The organism is Streptomyces sp. Act143, assembly GCF_003143935.1.
Lineage (GTDB): Bacteria > Actinomycetota > Actinomycetes > Streptomycetales > Streptomycetaceae > Streptomyces.
Genome location: NZ_QFRX01000001.1, coordinates 4,148,887 through 4,162,836, shown reverse-complemented (window position 1 = coordinate 4,162,836; position 13,950 = coordinate 4,148,887). Strand labels below are relative to the sequence as shown.

The following is a 13,950-nucleotide window of genomic DNA, read 5'->3' as shown; positions in this document are numbered from 1 at the left end:
ATTCCTTTGCCTTTCCATTACTCTTGACGCCAAGGCCACGCACGGTGGCCATGGAGGAGTGAAATGAGGAGCAGCAACCCGGTCTTCTCGCGACGGGGGTTCAGCCGCGACAACGGCTACGCGGGCTTCAACGCCCAGCCGCAGGCCGGGGGCGCAGCCGTGGGTACGCAGGGCAACCCGTACGCCCAGCCGCAGGGTGGCAACCCGTACGCGCAGCCGACCGACGGCAACCAGTACGGCCAGAACCCCTACGCGCAGAACCCTTACGCCCAGCAGGACCTGCAGTACGGCGCGCCGCCGCAGGCCCCGGTCACCACCGGCCGGATGACGATGGACGACGTCGTCATGCGCACCGGCACGACCCTCGGCGTTCTCATCGTCACGGCCGCGGTTGCCTGGGCGGCGCTGCCGGTCGACGACGCCAACATCAGCCGGTCGTACGGCATCGCCGTCGGCGCCGGTCTGATCGGCATGGTCCTGGCGCTCGTCCAGTCCTTCAAGCGCAAGGCCTCGCCCGCGCTGATCGTGTCGTACGCCGCGTTCGAGGGTGTCTTCCTCGGTGTGGTCTCCAGCGTCGTCGACAACCGCATCGCCAGCGGTGCGGCCATGCAGGCGGTGATCGGCACCCTCGCGGTGTTCGCCGCGGTCCTCGTGGCCTACAAGGCGGGCTGGATCCGCGTCAACCGCCGCTTCTACGGCTTCGTGATGGCGGCCGCGCTCGGCTTCGTCCTGCTGATGGCCGTGAACCTGCTGTTCGCCGTCTTCGGCGGCGGTGACGGCCTCGGCTTCCGCAGCGGCGGCCTCGGCATCGTGTTCGGCATCATCGGCGTCCTGCTCGGCGCCTGCTTCCTGGCCCTCGACTTCAAGCAGGTCGAGGACGGCATCGCCTACGGCGCGCCGAAGGAGGAGGCCTGGCTGGCGGCGTTCGGCCTGACGCTGACGCTGGTCTGGATCTACATGGAGTTCCTGAGGCTCATCTCGATCCTCAACAGCGACTGATCACCCACGGTCGTACAGAAGGGCCCCGGGCATCCGTCCCGGGGCCCTTCGGCGTCTTGGGTGTGTGCGTGCGCGTCCAGGGCCTGTGCAGCGGATCATGCCGCAGACGCGGGGCCTGGCACGCCGGTCTGCGGCGTTGTCGTCGGTTGCCGACGCTCCGCGTCGCCGCCCTTCTCCGCCTTGCAGTTCGACGCGCCAGGCCCCGCTCACCTGCGCTGACAAGGCGCCGCCGCTTTCCTGCGACCTGATCCGCCGGACAGGCCCTAGAGGAACTTGCGCGCGGCCCTCCTCAGGTCGTACTCGTGGACGATCGCCTTCGCGTGGCCGTACGCGAGGTTGTGTTCGTGGCGGAGCCAGCTGACCTTTTCCTCGAAGCGGAAGAGAGCCGGGCCTTCTTCGACGGTGCGGAGCCAGTCGGAGACTTCACGACCGGTGCAGTGGGGGATGCGGGCGAGCATGTTGCGGTGGGTCTCCTCGGAGAGGACGTGGGACATCGGCGCCTCCGGACGCAAAGGGGATGTAAGCCGGTCCTTCAGGTCACCGTGCCTGAGCGTTCGCGTGTTGGCAACAGTCCCGGTGCGGCGCGTACGGTTGCGCCGTGGCTGATACGACGCGTCTGACGCAGGCTGTGGATCACTTCGCCGACCGTTTGCGGGCCGCTCCGCAGAGCCGGCTGCAAAGGGGAGCGGCGGCGGAAGCGCTGGGGCTGGCCAGGGAGTTCGCCCGTCGGGCGCAGCTGCTCGAAGATCCGTCCAGGGAGCCTCGGGAGATGCCGGACGCGGGGATGTTCGCCGCCGCGGACCAAATCACCGTCGCCGTGCACGACTTGGCCCTCGTCCTCACGGACGAGGGCCAGATCGAGGAAGCCGTAGGGCTGGTGGCGGAGGCGCAGCGCCGCGCGGGCGTGTGAGCTACAGGCTCGCTATGACCCGGTCCGCCAGGATGTAGACGTTCTCCGCGCCGCAGGCGAACGTCAGCGTGTACGCGCCCGAGATGCCCGAGCCGCCCAGCAGTATCGGCGTCTCGCCCGCCGTCAGGGCCGCCGAGAGGCGCTCCGCCGTCTCCTTGTGGCCCGGCGTCATGCACAGGGTGGTGCCGTCGGCGAAGACGTAGACGTCGAGGGTGCCCAGCGGGCCGGGGCGGACGTCGGCCAGTTCCGTGCGGGACGCGGCGAGTTCCTCCAGCGTGGCCACCGTGCGCTCATGGTCGTTCACGACCGGTGACTGGACCGGCACGAAGTCCGGGTGCGAGGGGTGCCGGCGGCGGGCCGCGGCCAGCTCGGGGGAGTCGGCGGCGAACTCGTCGGCGTCCGGGGCAGGCTCGGCGACCGGCTCCAGGTGCTCCAGGCCCGCGAAGTCGCTCTGCCGGGGCAGGAACAGCTCGCTGTCGGTCAGCCCGAGGAGGGTGGGGGCGTCGGCGTCCCGGGCCTCCTGGGCGGCCCAGAAGGCGCGTGCCTCGGCCAGCTCCCGCTCCCGCTCCTCCGCGAGGGCCTCGGCCACCGCGGCGCGTATCTCGTCGGCCTCACCGGCGAGACGGGCGGCGGGCACGAAGCCGTGCGCGGCGGCTGCCGCACTCGTCTCGGCGAGCTGGGTGTGCAGGGCAGCCACCTGTCGACGCAGCTGCAAGAGGGTGCGCAGGACGGCGACGCCCACGGCGCCCGTGGCGGCCGTGGTGACCAGCAATGCGATCGGCATGGCGCTCACTGACGTACTCCCGGTTCAAAGTCGACCCCCGACTTCCTACATCAGCTTGAAGGGCGGACTATCCCGCTGTCAGTGCGTAACGTCACGAAACGGACAGGACTTTGGGCCCGGGGTTTAGTGTGAGAACGGTTCTGACCTGCGTAAATCCCTGCGCGAAGGGAGATAGGTCACATCCTGGGGGAGATTGGATCACAAAACGGCCCAGAACCCTGGTGGTTCAAGGGTTCTGGGCCATGGCCTCACGGCGGGTGTGCGGGCGACTACTTTCGGCGTTGCGCCGAAAGAGGCGCCAACTCGGCTAGCTCAGGCGCTCGATGACCATCGCCATGCCCTGGCCGCCGCCGACGCACATCGTCTCCAGGCCGAACTGCTTGTCGTGGAACTGCAGGGAGTTGATCAGCGTGCCGGTGATGCGGGCGCCGGTCATGCCGAAGGGGTGGCCGACGGCGATGGCGCCGCCGTTCACGTTCAGCTTCTCCAGCGGGATGTTCAGGTCGCGGTAGGAGGGGATCACCTGGGCGGCGAACGCCTCGTTGATCTCGACCAGGTCGATGTCGTCGATGGTCAGCCCGGCCCGCTTGAGGGCCTGCTGGGACGCCTCCACCGGGCCGAGGCCCATGATCTCGGGGGACAGGCCCGAGACGCCGGTGGACACGATGCGGGCGAGCGGGGTCAGGCCCAGCTCGCGGGCCTTGGTGTCGCTCATGATGACGACCGCGGCGGCACCGTCGTTCAGCGGGCAGCAGTTGCCGGCCGTGACCAGCCCGTCCGGGCGGAACACCGGCTTCAGACCGCCGACGGCCTCCATGGTGACGCCGGCGCGCGGACCGTCGTCCTTGCTGACGACCGTGCCGTCGGGCAGCGTGACCGGGGTGATCTCGCGCTCCCAGAAGCCGTTCTTGATGGCTTCCTCGGCGAGGTTCTGCGAGCGGACGCCGAACTCGTCCATGTCCTGGCGGGTGACGCCCTTCCAGCGGGCGAGGTTCTCCGCGGTCTGGCCCATCGCGATGTAGGCGTCGGGAACGAGGCCGTCCTCACGCGGGTCGTGCCAGGTGGTGCCCTCCTGCGCGGCGACCGCGGCGGTACGGGCCTCGGCCTCGGCGAACAGCGGGTTGTGCGTGTCCGGGAGGCTGTCGGAGTTGCCCTTGGTGAAGCGGGAGACCATCTCGACGCCGGCCGAGATGAAGACGTCGCCCTCGCCGGCCTTGATGGCGTGCAGGGCCATGCGGCTGGTCTGGAGCGAGGAGGAGCAGTACCGGGTGATCGTGCAGCCGGGCAGGTGGTCCATGCCCATCTGCACGGCGACGATGCGACCGAGGTTGTTGCCCTGCTCGCCGCCGGGCAGACCGCAGCCGAGCATCAGGTCGTCGATGTCCCGCGGGTCCAGCTCGGGGACCTTCGCCAGGGCGGCCTGGATGATCGTGGCGGTGAGGTCGTCCGGGCGCAGGTCCTTGAGGGAGCCCTTGAAAGCGCGGCCGATGGGGGAGCGGGCGGTCGAGACGATCACTGCTTCGGGCATCACGGCTCCATTGGCGGTACGGGGTTCTTCCGGGCAGGGCTGGTTGGGAAGTTACCCGTACGTATGGGCGAGGTCACGGGTGTCGCGGTGTGACCCTGGCCGCAGTTTTCTAAGCGCTTGCTTTTTTGCTGGGCGGGAGAAGCGACGGGCTCATGTCTCGACCGACCGCGTCACAGGCGTCGGCTCCGGCTCGGGCACCCGGCGCCGCCGCCTCCTCTTCAGCAGCGCCCACGGCCCCTTCGGCCCCGTCGGCATGGCCGCCGTGACCTCGGTGCCCGGCTCCGCCACGGCCTCCGCCGCGGCCCGCGCCACCGGCAGGAAGCCCTCGCGGCGGCTGACGTCCGGACGCTCTTCCTCCGCCGGCCACAGCCCCAGCGCCGCGCACACCGTCGGCAGGACGGCCATCGCCGCCGTCGCGTACCCCTCCGCCGACGGGTGGTAGTTGTCCGGCCCGAACAGCTCCCGCGGATTCGCCGCGAACTCCGGGCCCAGCAGGTCGCCCAGCGACACGGTGCGGCCGCCCTGTTCGACGACTCCGATCGTCTGGGCGGCCGCCAGCTGACGGGAGGCCCGTCGGGCCAGCCAGCGCAACGGCTGCTGCACCTGCTCGACCGTGCCGAGGTCGGGGCAGGTGCCGACCACCACCTCCGCGCCGGCCGTGCGCAGCCGCCGTACCGCCGTGGACAGATGACGCACCGAACGGGTCGGCGGCATGCGGTGGGTGACGTCGTTCGCGCCGATCATGATCACGCAGATGTCCGGCAGCCGGCCGGGGTCCGCGAGAACGAGCGCCACCTGACGGTCCAGGTCGTCCGAGCGGGCGCCCGGCAGTGCCACGTTGCGCAGATCCACCGGACGCTCGGCCACCGCCGCCAGTCCCGACGCCAGCAGCGCCCCCGGGGTCTGCCCCGAGCGGTGCACGCCCTGACCGGCCGCCGTGGAGTCGCCCAGCATCGTCAGCCGCAAGGGTGGTTCACCGGGAGTGGAATAGGACAGGCCGTACAGACCTTGCGCGTTGGGGACGTGCGGCGACGCGCCGTTGCCGTTGCCCACCTGCCGCTTGGCCAGCTGCACCTCGGCCAGCAGCAGGCCCACGGCCGCCGCGCCGACGAGCCCGATACCGCCGCCGCCGTACGCCGCGCCCGCCGCGATCCGCCGGGCCACCCTCGCCCTCGACATGCTCGTCATGCGCCGCCGCCACCTCCTCGTTGCCGTACATCCACTCCTTGCCCCGTACGGACCGTCGTCCAATCGCAACGAGGAGTGAACAACCGCCACGGGGCCGTAGGCTGGCGGAACCACTACGACCACATCTTTTGCAGCATCCGGAGACAACGGTGCAATTCCACGACTCGATGATCAGCCTCGTCGGCAACACCCCGCTCGTGAGGCTCAACAACGTCACCCAGGGCATCCAGGCGACCGTCCTGGCGAAGGTGGAGTACTTCAACCCCGGCGGGTCCGTGAAGGACCGCATCGCGCTGCGCATGATCGAGGCGGCGGAGGAGAGCGGCGCGCTCAAGCCCGGGGGCACGATCGTCGAGCCGACCAGCGGCAACACCGGCGTCGGGCTGGCCATCGTGGCCCAGCAGAAGGGGTACAAGTGCATCTTCGTGTGCCCCGACAAGGTGAGCACCGACAAGATCAACGTGCTGCGCGCGTACGGCGCCGAGGTGGTCGTCTGCCCGACCGCCGTCGACCCCGAGCACCCGGACTCGTACTACAACGTCTCCGACCGCCTCGTCCGCGAGACCCCGGGCGCGTGGAAGCCCGACCAGTACTCCAACCCCAACAACCCGCTCTCCCACTACCACTCCACCGGCCCCGAGCTGTGGGAGCAGACGGAGGGGAAGATCACCCACTTCGTGGCGGGCGTCGGCACCGGCGGCACCATCTCCGGCACCGGCCGCTATCTGAAGGACGTCAGCGACGGCAAGGTCAAGGTCATCGGCGCCGACCCGGAGGGCTCGGTCTACTCCGGCGGCTCGGGGCGCCCCTACCTCGTCGAGGGTGTCGGTGAGGACTTCTGGCCGACCGCCTACGACCGGACCGTCGCCGACGAGATCGTCGCCGTCTCCGACAAGGACTCCTTCCAGATGACCCGCCGCCTCGCCAAGGAGGAGGGCCTCCTGGTCGGCGGCTCCTGCGGCATGGCGGTCGTGGCGGCCCTGCGGGTCGCGGAGCGCCTGGGCCCGGACGACGTGGTCGTCGTCCTGCTGCCGGACAGCGGTCGCGGGTACCTCTCGAAGATCTTCAACGACGAGTGGATGGCGGACTACGGCTTCCTGGAGGACGAGGGCCCGTCCGCCCGCGTCGGTGACGTCCTCGACGACAAGGAGCACGGCGCCATCCCGTCCCTCGTCCACATGCACCCCGACGAGACGGTCGGTCAGGCCATCGAGGTGCTGCGGGAGTACGGCGTCTCGCAGATGCCGATCGTGAAGCCGGGCGCCGGACACCCCGACGTGATGGCCGCGGAGGTCGTCGGCTCGGTCGTCGAACGCGAGCTGCTCGACGCCCTGTTCACCAAGCGGGCCTCCCTGGAGGACCCGCTGGAGAAGCACATGTCGGCGCCGCTCCCGCAGGTCGGCTCCGGCGAACCGGTCGGCGACCTGATGTCGGTGCTGGGCTCGGCGGACGCCGCGATCGTCCTCGTCGAGGGCAAGCCGACCGGTGTCATCAGCCGTCAGGACCTGTTGGCTTTCCTGGCCAAGGGCGGGAAGCAGCGGTGAACGTCCGGTGAACCGGCGGGGCGGGCGGCGAACTTGTGTTGCGTCGTCGCGGCGGTGGACTTCGCGGAAGTGGTACGAGCGTGTCACGTCCGCGCAGCACTCGCTTAACACGGGTCCGGCACATTAGTGGGTGTCGGCAGGGCGGGAGCGGCTCCCCGCCCCGGCCGGCGCCGAACGTCCAAGGACCTCCGGAGCGGCTCCCGGACCTCCATGGACGCCGGACGTGAGACCTGGCCCTGACCCGGTCGACGTCCCTCGCGGGGACCGCCGTCGTCCCGCCCCCCGGTAACGGGGGTGCGGCGGTCCCCGCGACATATCTCTTTGCGGGATCTCAGCGGGCGGGAGCGGACTCCCAGCTTCCCAGCAGCGCGAGTCGCTCCGCCGTCTCCGAACCGGGCTCCGGTGTGTAGACGACGAGGGTGCGGTCCGGGGTCTCCGGGAGGGTGAGCGACTCGTACGGGAAGGTCAGCAGGCCCGCCACCGGGTGCCGGACGCGCTTCACGCCGTACATGCAGGCCTTGACCTGGTGGTCGGCCCACAGGCGGCGGAAGTCCTCGCTCTTGAGGGAGAGTTCGCCGACGAGGTCGCGCAGGCCGGGGGCGTCGGGGCGGGCGCCCGCGTTCAGCCGCAGATGGGCGACGGTCTGGGCGGCGACCGCGGCGAAGTCGGGGTAGAGGTCGCGGCCCTCGGGCTCCAGGAACAGCTGCCGGACGACGTTGCGCCGGGCGGCGGGCATCCGGCTGAAGCCGCTCACGGCGTCGGCGAGGGCGTTCCAGGCCAGGACGTCCATGGCGGGGCCGAGCACGAACGCCGGGGCGCGTTCCATGCTGTCCAGCAGCAGCTGGACGCCGGGGCGGATGCGTGGCGCGGCGGGGCGGCGGGCGGTCTTCCTGCCGGGCCGGGCCACCGCGCGCAGATAGGCGTGCTCCGTCTCGTCCAGCCGCAGGACGCGCGCCACGGCGTCCAGCACCGCGTCCGACACGCTTGCGCCACGGCCCTGTTCCAGACGGATGTAGTAGTCGACGCTGACTCCCGCGAGCTGGGCCACCTCCTCGCGGCGCAGGCCCGGTACGCGGCGCCGCCCGTGCGAGGGCAGTCCCACCTCCTCGGGCCGGATGCGGGCACGGCGCGAGCGCAGGAAGTCTCCGAGATCCCCGTCCATGGGTTCGATCGTAGGGGAGGGGGCGGGTCGGAACCTGGTACTGCCAGACCCAGGAAAAGCGCATCCCTGGGTACGGGCGGCCGGGCCGCGCAGGGTGGTCGGTGCCGCCGGGGAGCAGCCTGGCGGACTTCCGAGACCGAGGAGCACCGCAATGTCGTACGAGAACCTGGCCGGCCGTACTGCCGTCGTCACCGGCGCCGCGAGCGGGATCGGTGAGGCCGTCGCCGTCCTCCTGGCCGCTCAGGGCGCACAGGTGGCGGTGCTGGCGCGGCGCCGGGACCGGTTGGACGCCGTCGTCGAGAAGATCCGGGCCGACGGCGGGCAGGCGCTCGCCGTGGTCGCCGATGTGACCGACGACGGCTCGGTGGCCGCGGCCGTGGAGCGGATTCACGCCGCCTACGGGGCCGTCGACCTGGTGGTGAACGCGGCGGGCGTGATGCTGCCGAATCCCGTCGACGACGGGCGCAGCGACGAGTGGCAGCGGATGATCGACACCAATGTCACCGGGGTGCTGCGGATGATCCGGGCCTTCACCGCGGACCTGGTGGGCACGGCCGCCGAGGGGCGGACCGCGGACCTGGTCAACATCTCGTCCATCGGCGCGCACCTCACGTTCCCCAACTACGCGGTCTACGGGGCGACCAAGGCCGCGCTGACCTACCTCTCCCAGTCTCTGCGGAGCGAGTTCGGGCCGCGGGACGTGCGGGTCACCAACGTGGAGCCCGGGCTGACGCGGACCGAGCTGGCCTCGCACATCGACAGCGAGGGGCTGCGGGAGCAGATCGACGGCATGGTCGACGCGTTGGGCACGCTGTCCGCGGCGGAGGTCGCCGACGTCGTGGCCTACGCCGCCGGCCGTCCCCGGCACGTCAACCTGCGTCAGATCATGGTGCTGCCGACCCGCCAGGCGTGACCGGGCCGGTCAGTCCTCCCACTCGCTGTCCTGACCGGAGGCGCGGTGCCGTCGGCCCCGGAACAGCTCGGGGTTGGTGCGCACGGCCTGGAAGGCGTTGACGCCGACGATGCCGGCCCAGGCGGCCAGCAGGCCCGGGAGGTGGGCGATGCCGCCGCCGATCGCGGACAGCGGGATCGCCAGGACCAGCGAGACGATGCCGAACCCGAAGCGCTCCCCCCAGGAGTCCGTGGACTTCGGCGACCGGGAGCCCCGGGCCACCACCATCTGCTGCTCGGCCATCTGCCGGCGCACCCGGCGCTCCACCGCGCCGTCGATGCGCTGGTCGACCTTCTCCAGGAAGGAGTCGACCAGCGCGGACTCGTACTCCTCGCCCAGTTCCCTGCGGGCCTGCAGGGTGGCGTCGAGTTCTTTCTTCAGGTCGGCGTCCCGCGCGTCCATTCCCGTCATACGGTCCACGCTAGGGAGCCGGGGCGGCGGCCGCACTGGGGATAGCCCCCGTGTTGGGATTCGGGACATCGGGGCGGCGGCAGCCTCAGGGCAGTACGGAGACGAGCCCGGTGCCGAGGTCGAAGCGGGCGGCCGCCATCTGGGCCCGGCGGAAGGCCGGGTCGGCTCGGATGGCGGGTCGGGGACGGCGGAGGCCGCCGCCGCGGGGACGGTGGCCGGCGCGCCGATGGTGGTGGCCGTCAGGAAGGCCCTTCGGTTCGAGGTCATGACGCATCCTCAGGGGATCATCGTGCTGTGCTGATCGCGCGGCGAGCCTTTAGCGCACCTTTTTCACCTTATGTGTGCGGTCTGTCACCCCGAGTGCCCGTTTGGTGGCACCTGGCTGATCCGTCGTCGGATCATCGCCCTTGCCATACCGGCGCCTGATCGGGAACCTTGTGCCTGCATAAGGCCATACAGGGCGCTTAGACTCTGAATAGGCCGCGGTCGGTGAGGGAGTACGGCGTGATGCACACGGGCCTGGTGGTCCTCGACGGCGTCGCGCTCGGCGTCGCGGACGTCGTGCGCCTGGCCGACGGCACCGCGCGGCCGGTGCCCGGCACCGAGGCGATGAAGCGGGTGGCGGAGTCCTGGGACGCCGCCCGCCGGATCGCCGCGACCGGACGCGTCTACGGCCGCTCGACCGGCGTCGGCGCCAACCGCAACGAGCCCGTCCCCACCGAGGCCGCCGCCGAGCACGGCCTGAGGCTGCTGCGCAGCCACGCCGGTGCGATCGGGGAGGAACTGCCCGCCCGGCAGGTGCGCGCCATGCTCGCCGTACGGGCCAATCAGCTGCTGGCGGGCGGGGCCGGGCTGCGGCCCACGGTGGTCACCGCGCTGTGCGAGGCCCTGGAGGGCGGGGCGTACCCGGTCGTCCACGAGTTCGGGTCGGTCGGGACCGGGGACATCGCGGCGCTCGCGCAGGCCGGGCTCGCACTGGCCGGGGAGCACCCCTGGAAGGGCGCGGGGCCCGAGCCGCAGCCCCTCGACAACAACGACGCCCTCGCCTTCATCAGCAGCAACGCCCTCGCCCTCGGCCAGTCCGCGCTCGCCCTGCACGAACTGCGCGGGCTGCTTGAGGCCACCCAGGTGGTCGGCGCGCTGTCGCTGCTCGCGGTGGACGGTTCGCACGAGGCGTACGCCGCCCCCGTGCACGCCGCCCGGCCGCACCGGGGAAGTGGTGAAGTCGCCCGCGCGATGCGGGAGTTGATCGGCGCCGCGGACCGGCCCACGCCTCCGCTCGGCCGTATCCAGGACCCGTACGGCTTCCGCTGCCTGCCGCAGATCCACGGCCCGGCGCACGATGCCGCCGACGCCCTGGAGCAGGTCCTGGACGTCGAGATCAACGCCGCCGCCGAGAACCCCCTGATCTCCCCCGAGGACATGGCCGCCTATCACCACGGCGGCTTCTACCAGGCCCAACTCGCCCTCGCCCTGGACCACTTCAGACTGGCCCTGACCCAGGTGGCGCGGCTGTCGACCTCCCGCCTGTCCACCCTCAACGAGCCCGCGTACACCCGCCTGCGCCCCTTCCTCGCCGACCAAGAGCCCGCCTCCTCCGGCGTGATGATCCTGGAGTACGCCGCCGGTGCCGCGCTCGGCGATCTGCGGGCCTTCTCCGCCCCCGCCTCGCTCGGTCACGCTGTACTCTCCCGGGGCGTCGAGGAACAGGCCAGCTTCGCCTCGCTCGCCGCCCGGCAGACCCTGCGGGCGTGCGGTGCGTTCCGGCTCGTCGTCGGCTGCGAACTCGTCGCCGCCGTACGGGCGTTGCGTCAGCGCGACCTCGGCCCCGACCCGGAGCTGCCGGTGGGGCGGGCGCTGGAGCTGGCGTTCTCGGCGCTCGACGAGGACCAGGCCGACCGGCCGCTCACGCACGACGTGACGGTGGCGGCCGCACTGCTCGACCGGTTCACGGACATCTGGAGGGGGAGCGAGGCATGAGCGACATGGGTGTGAAGGACACTCCCGCGGCACGGCTCCAGGCGCTCTTCGAGGGGCACCGGCTGACGCCGACCCAGCGGCGCATCGCGCACAGCATGGTGCGGCGCGCCGCCGACGTGCCGTTCCTGTCCAGCGTCGAGCTGGCCGAGCTCGCCGGGGTCAGTCAGCCGTCCGTGACCCGCTTCGCGGTCGCCCTCGGCTTCGACGGCTACCCCGCCCTGCGGCGCCACCTGCGCGAGGTCGCGCCCGCCGAACAGCAGCCGCCGGCGGACGCGGCGTCGTACAACGAGTACCAGCAGGCCGTGGAGGCCGAGATCGCCAACCTCCGGCACCTCGCGGAGGTGCTCGCCGACCCGCGGCCCGTGCAGCGGGCGGGCCGGGTGCTGGCCGCCTCCCGGCCGCTGCCGGTGCTGGGGCTGCGGGCGGCGGCCTCGCAGGCGTACGGCTTCGCCTACTTCGCCGCCAAGGTCCATCCGGACGTACGGCTGCTGCACGAGGGCGGCACGATGATCCACGACCGGATCGACGCCGCCGTCCGCGCCGGCGCCTCGGCGCTGCTGTGCTTCGCGCTGCCCCGCCATCCCCGCGAGGTCCTCGACGCGCTCGGCTACGCCAAGGAGGCCGGGCTGACCGTCGTCACCGTCGCCGACTCCGCCTTCGCGCCGGTCGCCAAGGTGTCCGACCTGCTGCTGCCCGCCGCCGTCGGCACCGGGCTCGCCTTCGACACGGCGTGCGCGCCGATGCTGCTCGGGCGGGTGCTGCTGGAGGCGATGTGCGACGACCTGCCGGAGGCGCAGGCCCGCCTGGAGGAGTTCGACGCGAAGGCGGCGGCGCGGGGGCTGTTCGTGGAGTAGCCGCGCACGTCTCCCGGGCTGATGGCGCACGGCTTTCCGGCGCACGCCCCCGCGGCTCGCGTTTTTTCAGACTCGTCTCACGTTCGGCCGCTAACCTGCCCGGCCGACAGGACTGTGCCGGTAGGACGAGGAGGCGGAACGTGGCACGCGGGGATCGCAGGGCTCAGGGGCTGGCTCGGGTGGCCGTCGTCGTGCGCGCCGGGGCCGCGCCGCTGTGGTGGGCCGGGGTGTTCGCGGCGGGTGTCGGGCTGCTGGTGCCGGGGGTGACCGGACGCCGGATCGGGGTCATGGCCGGGGCGGCGCTGTTCCTCATCGGCGCCGCCGTCGTGTCGTACCGCCGCCGCAGGCGCTACACCGCCCTGGCCCGCGGTGCCGCCCGGGCCGGGAGGCACGACGTGCTCCAGGACCGGGGCGTGACCGTACGGAACTGGCGGCACGGACATCGCTGGTGGCTGCTGCTGGTCTGGCTGGTGGCGCTCGGCGCCAACTTCGCGGTGCCCGTCGCGGGTGGGCTGCTGCTCGCCGGGACGGGGGTGGGCCTGTGGCTGAAGGCCGCCTGGCTCGGGCGGCGCGAGCGCGCCGGGGACGCGCTGCTGTGGGTGCGGGTGGACTGGCTCGACGCGCGCGGCGGACGCCCGGCCGGCAAGGCGGTCAAGGCGTACCGCGGCACGGGCATCGCGGCGGGCGACGCGGCCCCGGGTGGGGCCCGGCGCCGCGCCGCCGCACTGGTCTGAGGCCCGTCAGACCTCCAGCTCCTCCTCGATCTTCTTCAGCTGGTGGCGGGCCATCGCGAGGTTGGCCCGCTTGCCGTCCAGGACCAGGTACAGGAACAGTCCGTTGCCGCCGCGGCCGCTGAGCAGCCGGATCAGGTGGTACTGGTCGGACAGGGTGATCAGGATGTCCTCGATCTGGGCCTTGAGCCCGAGGTGCTCCATGGTGCGCATCTTGGAGCGGACGACGTCGGTGTTCCCGGCCGCGGCCACACTGAGGTCGAAGCTCTTGCTGCCGCCCAGCGTGCCGAGGGCCATGCCGCTGGTGTAGTCGACCAGTGCGACGGCGGTCGCGCCCTCGATGGTGGCGAGGCATTCCTTGAGGGATGTTTCGGTGTTGGCCATGACTGTATGCCCTTCTTGTTGTTTCAACTGTCCGTAGAGGTACGTGCGTTGGTGGTACGGGGGGTGCGGGCCGCCCTGGTGCGGGCGGCCCCTCGGGCCGGTTTGGCGGCGGCGCCGGGTGCCTCGGCCGGAGCCCGGGAGTCGAGGAACTCCCCGATCCGGGTGCCGGCCCGGCGGCCCTCCAGATGGAGCCGGCCGGCGTTGACCCGGTCCTGGGCGAGCAGGGTGAGGACGGCGGTGCGGCCCGCCGCGTACGTCGCCACGTAGCCGTACGCGCCGCGCACCGTCAGTTCCCGGAAGCCCCCCTGCCCGGTCGCGTCCGTCAGCCGCACGGCGATGCCGAGTGCGGCCGAGGTGAGCGCGGCCATGCCGTCGGGTTCTACGCCCGGGGTGTCCTGGGCGAGGACGAGGCCGTCCACGCTCGCCGCGAGGGCTCCGGTGAGATACGGCACCCGGCTTCTCAATCGCCGCAGCTCGTCCAGGATTTCGGGGTCGGCCGCCATCTGGTCACTCCTCTCGGCAC

15 protein-coding genes are annotated in these 13,950 nt (G+C 71.8%); 7 read left to right on the top strand and 8 right to left on the bottom strand.

Annotated elements, in window-relative coordinates:
* Positions 1–63 precede the first annotated feature (63 nt).
* Positions 64–999 carry a Bax inhibitor-1/YccA family protein gene (locus tag DI272_RS18465; RefSeq protein ID WP_109496418.1) on the top strand — a complete coding sequence of 312 codons (936 nt, stop codon included), beginning with the start codon at positions 64–66 and terminating at the stop codon, positions 997–999.
* 263 nt (positions 1,000–1,262) lie between these two features.
* On the opposite strand, the gene DI272_RS18455 is transcribed toward DI272_RS18465, so the two are convergent.
* Entirely contained in the window at positions 1,263–1,493 is a 231-nt protein-coding gene (locus DI272_RS18455) for a DUF4287 domain-containing protein (protein WP_109496416.1), read from the bottom strand.
* Between the two features lie 104 nt (positions 1,494–1,597).
* Here DI272_RS18455 and DI272_RS18450 point away from each other — a divergent pair, with 104 nt between their 5' ends.
* Positions 1,598–1,909 carry a hypothetical protein gene (locus tag DI272_RS18450; protein WP_181387236.1) on the top strand — a complete coding sequence of 104 codons (312 nt, stop codon included), beginning with the start codon at positions 1,598–1,600 and terminating at the stop codon, positions 1,907–1,909.
* A 1-nt stretch (position 1,910) separates the two neighbouring features.
* On the opposite strand, the gene DI272_RS18445 is transcribed toward DI272_RS18450, so the two are convergent.
* The 3 genes from DI272_RS18445 to DI272_RS18435 all read right to left on the bottom strand — a co-directional run bounded on the left by DI272_RS18445 (position 1,911) and on the right by DI272_RS18435 (position 5,409).
* The gene (locus tag DI272_RS18445; protein ID WP_181387235.1) at positions 1,911–2,693 is read right to left on the bottom strand and encodes a hypothetical protein; all 783 of its coding nucleotides are present in this window, start codon (positions 2,691–2,693) and stop codon (positions 1,911–1,913) included.
* Positions 2,694–3,000: 307 nt separating this feature from the next.
* Positions 3,001–4,221, bottom strand: coding sequence for an acetyl-CoA C-acetyltransferase (locus tag DI272_RS18440; RefSeq protein ID WP_109496414.1), 1,221 nt, complete (start codon positions 4,219–4,221; stop codon positions 3,001–3,003).
* A gap of 150 nt (positions 4,222–4,371) precedes the next feature.
* Positions 4,372–5,409, bottom strand: coding sequence for an SGNH/GDSL hydrolase family protein (locus DI272_RS18435; RefSeq protein ID WP_109496413.1), 1,038 nt, complete (start codon positions 5,407–5,409; stop codon positions 4,372–4,374).
* Positions 5,410–5,558: 149 nt separating this feature from the next.
* On the opposite strand from DI272_RS18435, the gene DI272_RS18430 reads away from it, so the two are divergent.
* On the top strand, positions 5,559–6,953 hold the full coding sequence (locus DI272_RS18430) for a cystathionine beta-synthase (protein WP_109496412.1): 1,395 nt from the start codon (positions 5,559–5,561) through the stop codon (positions 6,951–6,953).
* 331 nt (positions 6,954–7,284) lie between these two features.
* Here DI272_RS18430 and DI272_RS18425 read toward each other — a convergent pair whose 3' ends face one another.
* Entirely contained in the window at positions 7,285–8,115 is an 831-nt protein-coding gene (locus DI272_RS18425) for a helix-turn-helix transcriptional regulator (RefSeq protein WP_109496411.1), read from the bottom strand.
* A gap of 151 nt (positions 8,116–8,266) precedes the next feature.
* Here DI272_RS18425 and DI272_RS18420 point away from each other — a divergent pair, with 151 nt between their 5' ends.
* Positions 8,267–9,028: an SDR family oxidoreductase gene (locus DI272_RS18420; protein WP_109496410.1), complete on the top strand. Its 762-nt coding sequence runs from the start codon at positions 8,267–8,269 to the stop codon at positions 9,026–9,028.
* Between the two features lie 9 nt (positions 9,029–9,037).
* On the opposite strand, the gene DI272_RS18415 is transcribed toward DI272_RS18420, so the two are convergent.
* On the bottom strand, positions 9,038–9,469 hold the full coding sequence (locus DI272_RS18415) for a hypothetical protein (protein ID WP_181387541.1): 432 nt from the start codon (positions 9,467–9,469) through the stop codon (positions 9,038–9,040).
* A gap of 516 nt (positions 9,470–9,985) precedes the next feature.
* On the opposite strand from DI272_RS18415, the gene DI272_RS18405 reads away from it, so the two are divergent.
* The 3 genes from DI272_RS18405 (at position 9,986) to DI272_RS18395 (ending at position 13,046) form a co-directional block, all read left to right on the top strand.
* Positions 9,986–11,458, top strand: coding sequence for an aromatic amino acid ammonia-lyase (locus DI272_RS18405; protein WP_109496409.1), 1,473 nt, complete (start codon positions 9,986–9,988; stop codon positions 11,456–11,458).
* A complete protein-coding gene (locus DI272_RS18400) occupies positions 11,455–12,312 on the top strand; it encodes a MurR/RpiR family transcriptional regulator (RefSeq protein ID WP_109496408.1) in 858 nt (285 codons plus the stop codon). Before DI272_RS18405 ends, DI272_RS18400 begins: the two co-directional genes overlap by 4 nt.
* A gap of 140 nt (positions 12,313–12,452) precedes the next feature.
* Positions 12,453–13,046: a hypothetical protein gene (locus DI272_RS18395; RefSeq protein WP_109496407.1), complete on the top strand. Its 594-nt coding sequence runs from the start codon at positions 12,453–12,455 to the stop codon at positions 13,044–13,046.
* 6 nt (positions 13,047–13,052) lie between these two features.
* On the opposite strand, the gene DI272_RS18390 is transcribed toward DI272_RS18395, so the two are convergent.
* Entirely contained in the window at positions 13,053–13,427 is a 375-nt protein-coding gene (locus DI272_RS18390) for a hypothetical protein (protein ID WP_109496406.1), read from the bottom strand.
* Positions 13,428–13,450: 23 nt separating this feature from the next.
* Entirely contained in the window at positions 13,451–13,930 is a 480-nt protein-coding gene (locus DI272_RS18385) for a roadblock/LC7 domain-containing protein (RefSeq protein WP_109496405.1), read from the bottom strand.
* Positions 13,931–13,950 lie beyond the last annotated feature (20 nt).

Bases quoted from the DNA above. Each gene is read 5' to 3' on its own strand.
- DI272_RS18465 (WP_109496418.1), top strand. From the start codon at position 64: ATGAGGAGCAGCAACCCGGTCTTCTCGCGACGGGGGTTCAGCCGCGAC.
- DI272_RS18455 (WP_109496416.1), bottom strand. From the start codon at position 1,493: ATGTCCCACGTCCTCTCCGAGGAGACCCACCGCAACATGCTCGCCCGC.
- DI272_RS18445 (WP_181387235.1), bottom strand. From the start codon at position 2,693: ATGCCGATCGCATTGCTGGTCACCACGGCCGCCACGGGCGCCGTGGGC.
- DI272_RS18440 (WP_109496414.1), bottom strand. From the start codon at position 4,221: ATGCCCGAAGCAGTGATCGTCTCGACCGCCCGCTCCCCCATCGGCCGC.
- DI272_RS18435 (WP_109496413.1), bottom strand. From the start codon at position 5,409: ATGACGAGCATGTCGAGGGCGAGGGTGGCCCGGCGGATCGCGGCGGGC.
- DI272_RS18425 (WP_109496411.1), bottom strand. From the start codon at position 8,115: ATGGACGGGGATCTCGGAGACTTCCTGCGCTCGCGCCGTGCCCGCATC.
- DI272_RS18420 (WP_109496410.1), top strand. From the start codon at position 8,267: ATGTCGTACGAGAACCTGGCCGGCCGTACTGCCGTCGTCACCGGCGCC.
- DI272_RS18415 (WP_181387541.1), bottom strand. From the start codon at position 9,469: ATGGACGCGCGGGACGCCGACCTGAAGAAAGAACTCGACGCCACCCTG.
- DI272_RS18405 (WP_109496409.1), top strand. From the start codon at position 9,986: ATGCACACGGGCCTGGTGGTCCTCGACGGCGTCGCGCTCGGCGTCGCG.
- DI272_RS18400 (WP_109496408.1), top strand. From the start codon at position 11,455: ATGAGCGACATGGGTGTGAAGGACACTCCCGCGGCACGGCTCCAGGCG.
- DI272_RS18390 (WP_109496406.1), bottom strand. From the start codon at position 13,427: ATGGCCAACACCGAAACATCCCTCAAGGAATGCCTCGCCACCATCGAG.
- DI272_RS18385 (WP_109496405.1), bottom strand. From the start codon at position 13,930: ATGGCGGCCGACCCCGAAATCCTGGACGAGCTGCGGCGATTGAGAAGC.